Annotated in this window: 10 protein-coding genes and 1 pseudogene; 6 read left to right on the forward strand and 5 right to left on the reverse strand. The window is 64.2% G+C overall.

Features of this window, described 5'->3' with window-relative positions:
- Window positions 1–68: 68 nt before the first annotated feature.
- The 3 genes from X742_RS1000000175400 to X742_RS1000000175410 are packed head-to-tail and all read right to left on the reverse strand — an operon-like array spanning window position 69 to window position 3,032.
- Complete coding sequence (locus X742_RS1000000175400) at window positions 69–476, reverse strand: hypothetical protein (protein ID WP_245275470.1); 408 nt, start codon at window positions 474–476, stop codon at window positions 69–71.
- On the reverse strand, window positions 469–1,386 hold the full coding sequence (locus X742_RS1000000175405; protein ID WP_245275471.1) for a tetratricopeptide repeat protein: 918 nt from the start codon (window positions 1,384–1,386) through the stop codon (window positions 469–471). Before X742_RS1000000175405 ends, X742_RS1000000175400 begins: the two co-directional genes overlap by 8 nt.
- Entirely contained in the window at window positions 1,383–3,032 is a 1,650-nt protein-coding gene (locus X742_RS1000000175410; RefSeq protein WP_245275472.1) for a caspase domain-containing protein, read from the reverse strand. Before X742_RS1000000175410 ends, X742_RS1000000175405 begins: the two co-directional genes overlap by 4 nt.
- Before the next feature lie 106 nt (window positions 3,033–3,138).
- Here X742_RS1000000175410 and X742_RS167295 point away from each other — a divergent pair, with 106 nt between their 5' ends.
- The 3 genes and pseudogenes from X742_RS167295 (at window position 3,139) to X742_RS167290 (ending at window position 6,915) form a co-directional block, all read left to right on the forward strand.
- Entirely contained in the window at window positions 3,139–4,089 is a 951-nt protein-coding gene (locus X742_RS167295; RefSeq protein WP_023769905.1) for an AEC family transporter, read from the forward strand.
- Window positions 4,090–4,271: 182 nt separating this feature from the next.
- Window positions 4,272–5,805 (forward strand): annotated as a pseudogene (locus X742_RS01000000169495) (NAD-dependent succinate-semialdehyde dehydrogenase).
- Between the two features lie 87 nt (window positions 5,806–5,892).
- On the forward strand, window positions 5,893–6,915 hold the full coding sequence (locus tag X742_RS167290; RefSeq protein WP_023769906.1) for an aldose epimerase family protein: 1,023 nt from the start codon (window positions 5,893–5,895) through the stop codon (window positions 6,913–6,915).
- A 5-nt stretch (window positions 6,916–6,920) separates the two neighbouring features.
- Here X742_RS167290 and X742_RS167285 read toward each other — a convergent pair whose 3' ends face one another.
- Window positions 6,921–7,844, reverse strand: coding sequence for a sugar kinase (locus X742_RS167285; protein WP_023769907.1), 924 nt, complete (start codon window positions 7,842–7,844; stop codon window positions 6,921–6,923).
- 151 nt (window positions 7,845–7,995) lie between these two features.
- On the opposite strand from X742_RS167285, the gene X742_RS167280 reads away from it, so the two are divergent.
- Entirely contained in the window at window positions 7,996–8,445 is a 450-nt protein-coding gene (locus tag X742_RS167280; RefSeq protein ID WP_023769908.1) for a FixH family protein, read from the forward strand.
- Window positions 8,446–8,452: 7 nt separating this feature from the next.
- Entirely contained in the window at window positions 8,453–9,652 is a 1,200-nt protein-coding gene (locus tag X742_RS167275) for a cytochrome c peroxidase (protein WP_023769909.1), read from the forward strand.
- A gap of 1 nt (window position 9,653) precedes the next feature.
- On the opposite strand, the gene X742_RS167270 is transcribed toward X742_RS167275, so the two are convergent.
- The gene (locus X742_RS167270; protein ID WP_023769910.1) at window positions 9,654–10,106 is read right to left on the reverse strand and encodes an Lrp/AsnC ligand binding domain-containing protein; all 453 of its coding nucleotides are present in this window, start codon (window positions 10,104–10,106) and stop codon (window positions 9,654–9,656) included.
- A 162-nt stretch (window positions 10,107–10,268) separates the two neighbouring features.
- Here X742_RS167270 and putA point away from each other — a divergent pair, with 162 nt between their 5' ends.
- Window positions 10,269–13,877: a bifunctional proline dehydrogenase/L-glutamate gamma-semialdehyde dehydrogenase PutA gene (gene putA / locus X742_RS167265; RefSeq protein WP_023769911.1), complete on the forward strand. Its 3,609-nt coding sequence runs from the start codon at window positions 10,269–10,271 to the stop codon at window positions 13,875–13,877.
- Window positions 13,878–13,881: the final 4 nt, after the last annotated feature.

A 13,881-nucleotide genomic window follows, 5' to 3' on the forward strand; every position in this document is an offset into this window, starting at 1 on the left:
AAAGCGGGCACAAAGACAAGCCGGGCGTCAGCCGCGTCTCACGCCTCACATTTTGGCGAGCTGCTGCTTCACCAGATCGATCTTCTGATCGGTGAGCGGGATGGGGTCGTGTAGCTGGCTTCGGCAAAGCCCTGTTTGGCGTTCTCGAAGAATGCAATCGCCTTGAGATATTCGGGCTTGCCGCCGCCATGGCTGGCGCGGTTCCAGCTGACATCGCCAAGATTGTTCTGTTCGAAGGCCCACTGCAAGGGCTGGCTTTGCCTGGTGAACACTTTCAGCGTCGCCGTGAACGCCGCCTCGGCCTTATCGAGATATTTGCCGGTCCGTTCGATGTTGCCGAGGTAGAGCAGGCTCATGCCGATGCCGTTCTGGGCGTTGGCCCAGTCGACGGGGGCCGCCTCGAGGGTCAGCACTTCAAGTGCCGATCGCCGCGCGGCGATCGAATCCCGCAAGGTCCCGGCGTCGGCATTACTCATGCTCAACCAGTGCAGCGTCGAGCCGAGGCCGGCCTGGCTCAGCGCCCATTGCCGCGGGTTGGTGTCGCGTTTGTACTCGCGCAATGCGTCGCGGTAGGCGGCGATCGCCTCGCTGTAGTTCGGGTTTGTCCGTCACGCCGCCAAGAAGCTGCAGCGTGTTGCCGAGATTGTAGTAGCTCATCGCCCAGTCTAGCGGGAATTTTCGCCTGACATAGACCTGCCGGGCTGCCTGGAACGCCGCCGCCGACTGCTCCAGCCTGGCTGCATCGCGGGTGCGCTGGCCAAGTGTCTGGTAAATCGAGCCGAGATTGTTCTGCGCCGACGCCCAGTCCATCGGAAAGCGCTGCCTGGTGAACACCGTCAGCGCATCATCGTAGGCTGCCGCGGCCTCTTCGAGCGTGCCGGTGCCCATGTCGAAACGGGCGATACCACTCAGCGCATTGCCGAGGTTGAGCCGGCTGGTGGCCCACGAGACGGGGAATGTGTCGCGGGTTCGCACTTCGAGCGCGGCGCGGAAGGCGTCGGCGGCCTGGTTGATCCTGGCCTTGTCGTTGAGCTGGATGCCGAAGGTCACAAGCGTATTGCCGAGATTGTTCTCGACCATCGCCCATTCGACCGGCGTTTTCTGGCGCGTGTATTCCTCGAGCGCCAGCCGGTAGGCCGCTTCCGCCTGCGCCAGATGCTCGCCGCCGGGTTCACGTTCGGAGAGTGCGTAGAGCGCGAGGCCAAGATTGTTCTGCGAGGAAGCCCAGTCGAGGGGAACCTTGTGGCGCGGGCGCTTCTCCAGTGTGGCGCGCATCGCCGCCACCGCCTCGTTCAAGCGCTTCGGGTCGCTCTCGCGTTCGCCGATCTTCGACAGCACGTTGCCGAGATTGTTCTGCGCGGCGGCCCAGTTGAGATCGTCTTTCACACGTTCGGCGCGGCCTCTTCAAGATGCGCGGTTTCGGTCTCTCGCTCGCCGATGTTCTGCAGCACCACGGCCATGTTATCGCGGGTGATGGCCCAGTCGCGATTCTGTTCGCCATTGGGAATGAAGTTCAAGATGGCGCGATAAGCGATCGCGTGCTGAAGTGCATCCAGGTCGCCGGTGGCGTAGCCATAGGAATTAAGCGCCTCCGCCTCCTGATTCTTGTAGTTCCAGCGAAGCTTGTCATCCCATTTCTCGGCCAGCGAGAACGCCTTGGCGTAGTCGCTGGCGGCCGATCTGTAGTCGAAGACCAGCGCCGAGGCGTCGGCCCGTTTGGCGTAGATCGCGGCATCGGCGATGCGCTTCCGCTTGATCAATTCCTCAGCCTGATCGACCGTGTCGTTGGTCTCCTCGACCCGCCCCACGGCATCGTCGAGGAATTTTCGCGCCGTGGCCATCGCACCCTGGCCGATGGCCTTGTCGGCGGAGGCGACCAGACGTTTGATATCCGGGTCGTCGGTGCGCAACGCGGCGCGCTCGGACATCATCTTCTTCAGGCGCTCGGCCTGCGCATCGAGCACTTTCCGCAGGTCGGTCGGATCTTCGGGGATTTTCTCGGTGCCGAGCGCCTTCAGCACGCCGTAGAGCGCGTCGAGCGGGACGCCTTCCTGCAGCGATGCCAGCTCCACCTGTGCCCGCTTGGGGTCGGGCAGATCGGAAATGGTCAGCAGCAACTGCCGCCGCTCGCCGGTGATCAGCCCGTCATCGCCGGTCGGCTCCGGCGGCGCGACACCGAAATAGAGTAGGCGGCGCAGGCTTTCGTTGACCCAGGGGCGCTGCTTGGTCTTGGTGTCGAGATAGACCTCCTCCGTCACCATGCGCATCACCGAGCCGAACTCGGTGCCTTTCATCGCCGCGAGGTGGCGCAGCAAAGCCGCCGCGTAGGGGCTGTTTTCACCAGCGGCGCCATCGAGCGCCGGACGGCCGGGTTCCGCGGCGAAGCCGATCACCGTGCCGAGGCTCGCATTGGCCGCCGGCGCGTTGCCGAGGGCCTTGGCGCCGCGCACTGGTTCCAGCCCGCCAGCTCCGATGGGCTCGGCCGAGGCGGTTGGCGCGCGCCGCACCATGGCATCGGCTGGAAACGGATTGGTGCGGCAGGCATCGAGCAGCATGATCGTCACCGGCACGGTTTTCCTCAATTCGTCCACGACGTCGGAAATCGGCACCAGTGCCTGATTGGCATCCTTGAGCGACGCAACATCGGCATCGACCGGGACCAGATAATTCTCGCCGCCGGCTTCGATGCCATGACCCGAATAATAGACGAGGGCTACGTCGGCGCCCTCGGCATCCTCGACGAAGCGTTCGAGGTCGCGCTTCAGCTTACTCGCATCGCGGTCGGTGACATTGCGGGCGTCGAAGCCGAGATCCGTCAACATCTTGGCCATGTCGCGAGCATCATTGGCCGGGTTGGGCAGGGCGGCGAGGTGTTCGTATCTGGACTGGCCAACGATCAGCGCCACGCCCTTGAGGTCTTTTGCCTCGACAGGCCGAAGCATCGACGCGGCAACGCAGACAAGCATGGCGACTAACAACGCCAGCCACGCACGCCGGAAAAGACGCGGTTTCGAGGTTTCGACAAAGGTCATTTGTCGTTCTGCCCTGATGATCCAAGCCATCTATAACCCCGCCAGCCGACGATGATCAAATTCGGGCGCGATTGCGCCGCGACCGTGGCTCGCCTATCCCTGAAAAATGTCTCCGCTTACCGAAACCGTCCTGTTCGTCTTCAGTCTTGTCGCGCTCGGCTATCTCGCCGGGCTCACGGGCTATTTGAGACCGGCGAGCGGCGAGGGGATATCCGACTTCGCGGTTTCGGTGGCAATGCCGCTGCTCTTGTTCCAGACCATGGTCAATGCCGATTTTCATGGCGTGGCGCCATGGCCGCTATGGGGTGCCTATTTCACCGCCGTGGCGATCACCTGGGCTGCCGGCCATGTCGTCACCACGCGGGTCTTCGGTCGCGATGCGCGCGCCGGGGTTGTCGGCGGGGTGTCGTCTGCCTACTCCAACGTCGTGCTGCTCGGCGCTCCCTTCATCCTTGGCATATTCGGTCCGAGCGGCTTCGAAGTGCTGTCGCTGCTGGTCTCGGTGCATCTGCCGATCATGATGATGGCTTCGATCGTGCTGTTCGAGATGTTCGGGCGCGGCAGCGGCGAACACGTCCATCCCCTGCGCGTTATCAGAAGTTTCCTCAGGCGGCTGTTCATCAATCCGCTGATCATCGGCATTGTGCTGGGGCTGGCATGGCGGCTCAGCGGCGTGCCGCTGCCTGGTCTCGCCATGCGCCTGGTGGATGCATTGGCAGATACGGCCGGGCCGGTGGCGCTGTTTGCCATGGGGCTCAGCCTGCGCCGCTTCGGGATATCAGGCAATGTCCGGCCGGCGCTGGCGCTTTCGGCGCTCAAACTGTTCCTGATGCCGGCACTGGTTCTTGCCTTCGTCTGGCTGCTCGGCCTGCCGCCCCTGACCGCCAAGGTGGCGGTCGTGGTGGCGGCGCTGCCCTCCGGCATCAATTCCTATCTCATCGCGGTGCAGTTCAACACCGGCCAGGCGCTGGCATCGAACCAGATGACCATCGCCACGGCCTGCGCGGCGATCACAACCGCTTTCTGGCTGACGGTTGTCCTGCATGTTTTCGGATAAGGTTGGCGACGGCGTACGCAACGCGCTCTCGTCTTGTGCTGGTCCAACCCCTATATGCCATCTTGCGATTGCTTGCGGGGCTTTCCCTAGGTTAAGAGCAATGGCTCCAGCGCGCGGTCCTGCCTGCGCTTTACCGAAGACATCCAGATAGCGGCCCGTGAGCGCCGAACGGAGGCTAGACCATGCTTCAGAAAACCAGCCATTTCATGCGGCAGGCCAATCTCATCAACGGGGAATGGGTGCAGGCCGACAGCGGCCAGACGGTCGATGTGAACAACCCGGCTACAGGTCTCAAGATCGGCACCGTACCGAAGTCGGGCAAGGCAGAAACTCGCCGCGCCATCGAGGCCGCCGATGAAGCTTTCAAAACCTGGCGCAAGACGACCGCGCTCGAGCGCTCGAAGCTGCTGCGCAAGCTGCATGACGCGATGATGGACAATCAGGACGTGCTCGCCGAACTGCTCACCATCGAGCAGGGCAAGTNTGCGCAAGCTGCATGACGCGATGATGGACAATCAGGACGTGCTCGCCGAACTGCTCACCATCGAGCAGGGCAAGTCGCTGTTCGAGTCCAAGGGCGAGATCGGTTCGGCTGCCGCCTACATCCTGTGGTTCGCCGAAGAAGGCCGCCGCACTTATGGCGATGTCGTGCCCTCGCCGTGGGCGGACCGCCGCATCCTGGTGACGAAAGAACCTGTCGGTGTCATCGCCGCCATCACGCCATGGAATTTCCCGTCCTCGATGCTGGCCCGCAAGCTCGGTCCCGCACTTGCGGCGGGCTGCACCGCTGTCGTCAAGCCGGCCTCGCAGACGCCATATTCCGGCCTTGCCTGGGGGGCGCTTGCCGAGGAAGTCGGCTTTCCCAAGGGCGTCGTCAACATCCTGACCGGCGCCGCCGGTGAGATCGGCGACGAGATTTGCGCCAATCCGCTGGTCAAGAAGATCACCTTCACCGGCTCCACCGAGGTCGGCAAGATCCTGATCCAGAAATCGTCGGTGACCGTCAAGAAGGTATCGATGGAACTCGGCGGCAACGCGCCCTTCATCGTCTTCGACGACGCCGATATCGAGCGTGCCGTGGCCGGTGCGATCACCGCCAAATATCGCAACTCCGGCCAGACCTGCGTCTGCACCAACCGCTTCCTGGTCCAGGCCGGCGTCTATGACAAGTTCGTCGAGAAACTCGCCGCGGCCAGCAACGGGCTGAAGGTCGGTTCCGGCCTGGAAGAGGGCGTCCAGCAGGGGCCCCTGATCGACGAGAAGGCGGTCGAGAAGGTCGAGGAGCTGATCGCCGACGCCACGGCCAAGGGCGGCAAGGTCGTCGCCGGGGGCAAGCGCCACGCGCTCGGCGGTTCGTTCTTCCAGCCGACGGTCATCGCCAACGCGACGCCGAAAATGCGCTTCATGAAGGAAGAGATCTTCGGCCCGGTCGCACCTGTGTTCAAGTTCGAGACCGAGGAAGAGGCCGTGGCGCTCGCCAACGACACAGAGTTCGGCCTTGCCTGCTACTTCTACACCGGCGACCTCGGCCGCGCCTTCCGGGTCATGGAAGGCCTGAAATACGGCATGGTCGGCGTCAATGAAGGGCTGATCACGACACCTGAAGCACCGTTCGGCGGCGTCAAGGAATCCGGACTTGGCAAGGAGGGCGGACATCAGGGCATCGAGGATTACCTCGATACGAAATATGTGTGCATCGGCGGCCTCGGCCTCTGATAGGCTAGTCCTGAGGCAGGCTCGTAAACCTGCCTCAAGGCTGAAGAACCAGCCGAAGTCCTTTGGATCCACTGACGTTTTGCGGGCATGATGATGAAGGACGGCGAGGTTTTCGGCACGACGCAGGCAGGCGAACCGGTCCGCCGCTTCACGATCACGGGCGGTGGCCTCACCGCCAACATCATCGGGCTCGGCGCCATCGTCCAGGACCTGCGCCTGGCCGGGCATGATGCGCCGCTGGTTCTCGGCTACGGCACTCTGGAAGCGTATGAAACCGATACTGGCTTCTTCGGGGCGGTGGTTGGGCGCTACGCCAACCGCATCGGCGACGCTCGTTTTACAATTGGCGGCAACCGCTATCAGACTGAGCGCAACTTCCTGGACAAGCATACGCTGCATGGCGGCTCGCAAGGCTATTCCCACCGGCCATGGACGGTTTCGCTGCATGGCAGGGACTTCGTCACGCTGACGCTGCATGATCCCGATGGCGCTATGGGCTTTCCCGGCGCGCTCGACGTTACCTGCACCTACCGGCTGAAAATTCCCGGCACGCTCAGCGTCGAACTGACGGCGACCTGCGAGGAGCCGACGCCGTGCAATCTCACCCAGCATTCCTATTTCAACCTCGACGATGGCGGCACTGGCGACATTCTCGACCACAGGATAATGCTGAACGCCGGCGCCTATCTGCCTGTCGACGGCGACATGATCCCGACGGGCGTGGTCAAGCCGGTCGACGGCACGCCCTTCGATTTTCGCCAGGCGCGACCGCTGCGCATGGAGACCGAGGGCGAACAGTTGCCCTACGACCAGAATTTCTGCCTGGCCGCGGCGCGCGGTCCGCTCAAGCAGGCAGCCTGGGTGCAAGGGGCGAGTTCCGGCGTCGAGATGGAAGTCTGGACCACCGAGCCCGGTGTTCAGCTTTATACCGGGCAGTATGTGACGCCACGCAGCGGCCTGGACGGACGGGGTTACAAGGCCTTCAGCGGCTTCTGTCTGGAGCCGCAGATATGGCCCGATGCGCCGAACCGGCCCTATTTCCCGCAGGCGACGCTATGGCCTGGCGCGATCTACCACCACGTGACGGAATATCGCTTCCGGCAGGGCTAACTTTTTCAGGATTGCTCGAACGCCGCCCGTAGCGTCTCGAACGGCGCCAGCGCGCCCCGGACCTGTACGACGGCGGCGGCGACGCGGTGCGCACGCTGGACAGCGTCCGCCGGGTCAATCCCGCCAAGCCGTGCGGCGAGATAGCCGCCGTTGAAGGAATCGCCCGCACCTGTCGTGTCCACGGGCGCAGCCACGTGGATTGCGGCGATCTCCCGCGGCGCTCCACCCTTGCCAATCAACGCCGGTGCCTCGCCGTTCTTGACCACGACCTCCTTGACCAATTGCCCGAGGCGCTCGGCGGTCGCCTGCGGTGTATCATCGCCGAACAGCATCTGCTCGTCGGGGAACGTCGGCAGCGCGATGTCGGTAACCGCAAGCGCCTCGGCAACCGCTGTTTGCGCGTCCTCGCGGTTGCGCCAGAGCCGTGGCCGATAATTTGGATCGAAGGCAATCAGCGAGCCCGCCGCGCGCGCCTTTGCCACGGCGGCCAGCAGCGTCTTGCGCGCGGTCTCATCGAGAATTGCCAAAGTGATTCCGGAAAAGTACACAAGCGCCTGATTTTCCAAATTTTTCGCCAGTGCGGCCGGGTCCGACGCGAGCTGCCTGGCGGCGGCGTCACCGCGCCAGTAGGTGAAGGAGCGCTCGGCGCCGGTCAGCGTGATGGCATAGAGGCCAGGGCGCGCGCCCGGTATGACCGGACTGGAGCCGATGCCGATGCCGTTTTCGGCGAAGAAGTCGATCTGACCCTGCGAGAAAGGGTCGTCGCCGAAGGCCGAGACATAGGTTGCCGGCCGGCCAGCGCTTAGCGCATGCAAGGCCCACAGCGTGTTGAACGTGTCGCCGGCAAAGCCCATGCGCCAGTTCGGCCCGGTCTGGCCCGACAGTTCCAGCATGCATTCGCCGATCGAGGCGACGCCGTTTCCCACCATCTGCAATCCTCCAGTGCTTTCGGTGCTGTAGCTTTTTGCCGGACGCGGCGCCATGCTTGGCAAGCAGGCTTTTTTCCGCCACAGCGTTTTCCCACAGGCCGGCGGGATGCGATCCGCCCGGCAGGACGTTATCCGCGAAAGAGGAACCGGTTTGGCATCATTATGGCGTTATCTCCTGGCAGGTCTTGGTCTGGCTGCTTTGCTGGTCGGCGTTCTCGCCGCCGTCTATCTGACCGCGCCGCATTCGGCACAGCCCGTCGGCCCGGATGTCTCGCGGACGAAAAAAACCGACAACGGGCTGTACGTAGCGAGTTTCGTGCCGGAACGGGGCGTCGTGCGGCAGGGCGAACTGGAATCCTGGCTGCTGACGCTGAAGACGAAGACAGGGGCCTCGGTGGAACGAGCCGCGATTGCCATCTCCGGCGGCATGCCGCAACACAATCACGGTCTGCCGACCAGCCCGCAGGCGACCGACTATCTAGGCCAGGGACGCTACCGCATCGAAGGGGTGAAATTCACCATGAGCGGCTGGTGGCAACTGCGTTTCGCCATATCATCCGGCGCGGGCTCCGACACGGTGCTGTTCAACGTGGTGCTGTGAGCGGTCGATGAAGCGCTTTTTCTGCTTTTTGGCACTGACGGTGGCAGCCATCCTTGCCGGTTGCGGCAAGCCGGATTTTTCCGATGCCGAGAAGAAGACGATTGCATCGCTCGCGCTGAATACGCTGCCGGCGCTGAAGCCTGATACCACCAACCGCTTCGCCGATGAGCCGGCCGCGGCGGCGCTCGGCTCGACGCTGTTCTTCGACGTCGGGATGAGCCGCGACGGTACGGTGTCCTGCTCGACCTGCCACAAGATCGACCGGCAGTTCCAGGACGACCTGCCGCAGGCGGTCGCGGTCGGCCACACCAACCGGCGCACCATGCCGCTGGCCGGCGTGGCGCGCGACCCCTGGTTTTTCTGGGACGGACGGCGCGACAGCCTGTGGGCGCAGGCGCTGACACCGCTCGAAAACCCGTTGGAACAGGCGGGAAACCGTGCTGCCTACGCGCATTACATGAAGGCGCGTTTCGGCGAACGCTATGAGCGCATCTTCGGGCCATTGCCTGATTTATCCAGCATTCCGCCAAATGCCAGCCCGCTTGGAAGCGATGCCGAAAAAACCGCCTGGAACGCGATGAGCGACGCGCAGCGTGATGCAATCAACGGCGTCTATGCCAACATCGGCAAGGCGATCGCCGCTTTCGAACGCTCGATCGAGCCGGCACCGACACGCTTCGACCGCTTTGCGCTGGACCTTGCGACAGGTGCCGAGCCGAAAGGCGATGCCGTCTTTTCCACGGAGGAAATCCTTGGGTTGAAACTGTTCATCGGCAAGGCCAATTGCGTGACCTGCCACAACGGCCCGCGCTTCACCGACAACGGTTTTCACAACACGGGCGTGTCGCCTGTTGCGGATCTGCAGCAGGACCGCGGGCGCGTCGATGCGGTGGCTCAGGTCGAGGCCGACCCGTTCAACTGCTTCGGCGCCTATCGCGATGGCGAGGCCAGTGCCTGCGGCGAGCTGCGCTTCATGGTCAAGGATGCGCCGGAACTTGTGCGCGCCTACAAGACGCCGTCGCTGCGCGGTGCGGCGACGCGGCCGCCTTACATGCACGCCGGGCAATTTTCATCGCTCAACGAAGTCGTCGCTCACTATGCCAAGGCTGGGCCAAGCGTCGAGGGCACTTCTGAAATTCACCCGCTGGAGCTCTCGGACCGCGAGCGCGCCGCACTGGTGGCGTTCCTGAAGACGCTATCGGAATAGGTTACCTGTCCTTGACCGTCTCCATCGCCACGAAGGTGGAGGTCTGGGCGACGTGGGGCAGGGCGGAGATGCGCTCACCGAGCACGCGGCGATAGGCGGCGATGTCCTTCGTGCGGACCTTCAGGAGATAGTCGAAGCTCGACGCCATCATGTGGCACTGCTCGATCTCCGGCACGGCCTGGACAGACCGGTTGAAAGCGTCGAGCGCGGCGGATCGGGTGTCCGATAATTTCACCTGAACGAAAGCGACATGGCCTTCGCCCATGCGCTCGCGGTCGATGATCGCCTGGTACCCCCTGATATAGCCGTCCTTCTCCAGCCGCTTTACCCGCGCCTGCACCGGTGTCTTCGACAGGCCGACCTTGGCCGCCAGTTCCGACATCGAAAGCCGCCCGTTGCCGGCCAGTGCCGACAGGATATTCCTGTCGATGCGGTCCAATTGATCTTCTGTCATCAAAACTGCAGCCTGAATGAGCAATTTTTGGCAACAGCATAGGTCAATTGAGCTGCCCTGTCGATTTTTTCAGACCGCCTGAAATCTGGTACTTGTGCTAGCTTGCGCCATTCGGTCCGGTGACCGCCGGCCCGTTCCCTTGTGCTTGCTCATAGGACCGCCATGCCGCTCGACGCCATCCGCCAGCAGATCCGCGCCAATTATTTGCCCGACGAAGAGGCAGCGGTTAAGCGATTGGCCGAGGCGGCCGGGCTTTCGGCCGGAGACCGTAAGGCGATCTCGGCGCGGGCGGCCGACCTGGTGCGAGCGGTGCGCGGTTCGTCCGATCCCCGGCTGATGGAAGTCTTCCTCTCGGCCTACGGCCTCTCCACCAAGGAAGGCGTGGCGCTGATGTGCCTGGCCGAGGCGCTGCTGCGCGTACCCGACACAGAGACGATGGACGATCTCATCGCCGACAAGATCGCGCCGCACGACTGGTCGGCGCATTCGGGCGGTTCGAGTTCGATCTTCGTCAACGCCTCGACCTGGGCGCTGATGCTGACCGGCCGCGTGCTCGAGGAAGGTGAGGGCGGTATCGAAGGCACGCTGCGCTCGATGGTGCGCCGGCTGGGCGAACCGGTCATCCGCAAGGCCGTGGCCGCGGCCATGCGCGAGATGGGCGAGCAGTTCGTGCTTGGCCGCACGATCGCGGAAGCCGTCAAGCGCGGCCGGCCAATGACGCAGAAGGGTTATCTCTACTCCTTCGACATGCTGGGGGAGGCGGCCCGCACCGAGGCGGACGCGCTGCGCTATCACAAGGCCTATGCCGACGCCATTTCCTCGCTCGATGCCGGCTCGAACGGGCCAGATATCCGCCAGAACCATGGCATCTCCGTCAAGCTTTCGGCGCTGCATCCACGCTACGAAGAAGCGCAAAAGGAAGAGATGCTGCCTGTGATGGCCGAGCGGCTGTTGTCGCTGGCCCTGGCCGCACGGCATTCGCGGATGGGCCTCAACATCGACGCCGAGGAGGCGGATCGTCTCGACCTGTCGCTCGACGTGATCGAGCGGGTGCTGGCCGAGCCGGAACTTGCCGGCTGGAACGGCTTTGGCGTCGTCGTGCAGGCCTATGGTCCGCGCGCGGCTTTCACCATCGATTGGCTGTATGCCCTGGCCAAGAAGCATAATCGCAACATCATGGTCCGGCTGGTCAAGGGTGCCTATTGGGACACGGAGATCAAGCGGGCGCAGACACTCGGGCTTGCCGGCTATCCCGTGTTCACGCGCAAGGCCAACACCGACGTCTCCTACATGGCTTGCGCGAAAAAGCTGCTTGGCATGACCGACCGCATCTATCCGCAGTTCGCCACTCATAACGCGCACACCGTCGCTGCCATCCTGTCGATGGCTGACAATCGTGACACCTTCGAATTCCAGCGCCTGCATGGCATGGGCGAGGCCTTGCACGAAACGGTGCGCAAGGCCGAAGGCACGCGTTGCCGTATCTATGCGCCGGTCGGCGCGCATTCGGACCTGCTGGCCTACCTGGTCCGCCGGCTCCTGGAAAACGGCGCCAACTCCTCCTTCGTGCACCAATTGACCGACGAGGAGGTCGAGCCGGAGGATATCGCGCGCGATCCGCTGGAAACGATCGAAAGCCAGGGGTCCGCCATCAATCCGGCGATTGCCCGGCCTTCGCGGATATTTGGGATCGGGCGCCGCAACTCGAAGGGGTTCGACATCACCGACACGGTGACGCTGGCGGCGATCGAGCAGGCCAGAGCGGCATTCGCGGGTCCCGATCGCTGGCACGCCAAGCCGATCACGCGCGCCGCCGGCTACGGCAAGCAGCGCCCGATCCTCAATCCGGCAAAGCCTTCCGAGGTGGTCGGCACGGTTCACGAGGCGGCCGCCAAGCAAGTCGCGATCGCCGTGCGCATCGCTCTCGAGGCGCAGCCGGCGTGGGCAAAACGCCCCGTCGCCGAGCGTGCCGCTATCCTCAACCGCGCCGCCGATCTTTACGAGGCCAATGCCGTCGAGTTCTTCGCGCTCGCCACGCGCGAGGCCGGCAAATCGCTGGCCGACGGCGTCGCTGAAGTGCGCGAGGCGGTCGACTTCCTGCGTTATTACGCCACCGAGGCGGCGAACGCTGAAACGGGCACTCAAGCGCGCGGCGCCATCGTCTGCATCTCGCCGTGGAATTTCCCACTCGCCATCTTCACCGGCCAGATCGCGGCAGCACTCGTCACCGGCAATTCAGCGATCGCCAAGCCAGCGGAGCAGACCCCGCTGATCGCCTTCCGCGCCGTCGAGATGCTTCGCGAGGCCGGCGTGCCGGAAGACGTTATCCAACTCCTGCCGGGGGACGGCCCGACGGTCGGTGGCCCGCTGACAGCGGACCCGCGTATTGCCGGCGTCTGCTTCACCGGCTCGACCGAGGTCGCCAAGCTGATCGAAAAGCAATTGGCCGAGACCGCGGCGCCGGACGCCATGCTGATCGCCGAGACCGGCGGCCTCAACGCCATGATCGTCGATTCCACGGCACTTCCCGAGCAGGCGGTGCGTGACATCCTCGCGTCGGCTTTCCAGAGTGCCGGCCAGCGCTGCTCGGCGTTGCGCGTGCTCTATGTCCAGAAAGACGTCGAGAAGAAGATGTTGGAGATGCTGAAAGGCGCCATGGAGGCGCTCAACGTCGGCGATCCCTGGCGGATTTCGACCGATGTCGGTCCGGTGATCGACGATGAAGCGCAAAGTTCGATCCGCGATTATTGCACGACGATGGGCCTGCAGGGCCGGCTGATCGCTAAACTTGAGGCGCCCAAGGATGGCCGCTTCGTCGCGCCGCATGTCTTCCGGGTCAAGGGCATCGAGGAGATGGAGCGCGAAGTGTTCGGGCCGGTGCTGCACGTCGCGACCTTCGACGCCGACCAGATCGACAGCGTCATCGCCGCCATCAACCGCAAGGGCTACGGCCTGACCTTCGGCCTGCACACCCGTATCGAGGGCCGGGTGCAGCATTTCGTCGACGGCATTCATGCCGGCAACATCTATGTCAACCGTAACCAGATCGGCGCTGTCGTCGGTTCGCAGCCATTTGGCGGCGAGGGCCTGTCCGGCACCGGGCCGAAGGCCGGCGGGCCGCACTATCTCAGGCGTTTCCGCAAGGGGCCCGAAGCGGGCACGGAAGTCGGCGAAGGCCATAAGGTGACGGCGACCGAACTGGCCGACAATCTGCCCGATCCCGCTCTAGGCGGCTGGTCGACGCGGCCGGACCGGGTCGCCATCCTGAGGAAGCATCTGCGCGGCAAGGGCGCGGCCGCGATCGGTGCCGCCGCCGGCATTGATTTCGGCCAGGTCGATCTGCCCGGGCCGACCGGCGAGGCCAACACGCTGTCGCTGTCGCCGCGCGGCCGGGTGCTGTGCCTGGGGCCGGACGGCGACACGCTGCTGGCGCAGACCATCCAGGCGCTCGCCGCCGGCAATGCGGTGCTGGCCGTTGCGCCTGGTGCACCGGCGGTGCTCTCGGCATTGACCGGCAAAGGCCTGCCGCTGGCGGCCATCGACGGCCGCCCCGATCCTGTCGAGGCGCGCTCGCTGCGCGTCGATGTGGTTGCTTTTTCAGGCACGCCCGAGGCGGCGCGCATCGTGCGCAAGGTCATCGCCGAGCGCGGCGGGCCGATCGTCCCGCTGGTCAGCGAGGTGCTTTATCCCGCGGCCTATGCGCATGAGCGAGCGGTCTGCGTCGACACGACCGCCGCGGGCGGCAATGCCAGCTTGTTGGCCGCCGCATAGGTCG

It is taken from the genome of Mesorhizobium sp. LNHC229A00, from assembly GCF_000502415.1.
Taxonomy (GTDB): domain Bacteria; phylum Pseudomonadota; class Alphaproteobacteria; order Rhizobiales; family Rhizobiaceae; genus Mesorhizobium.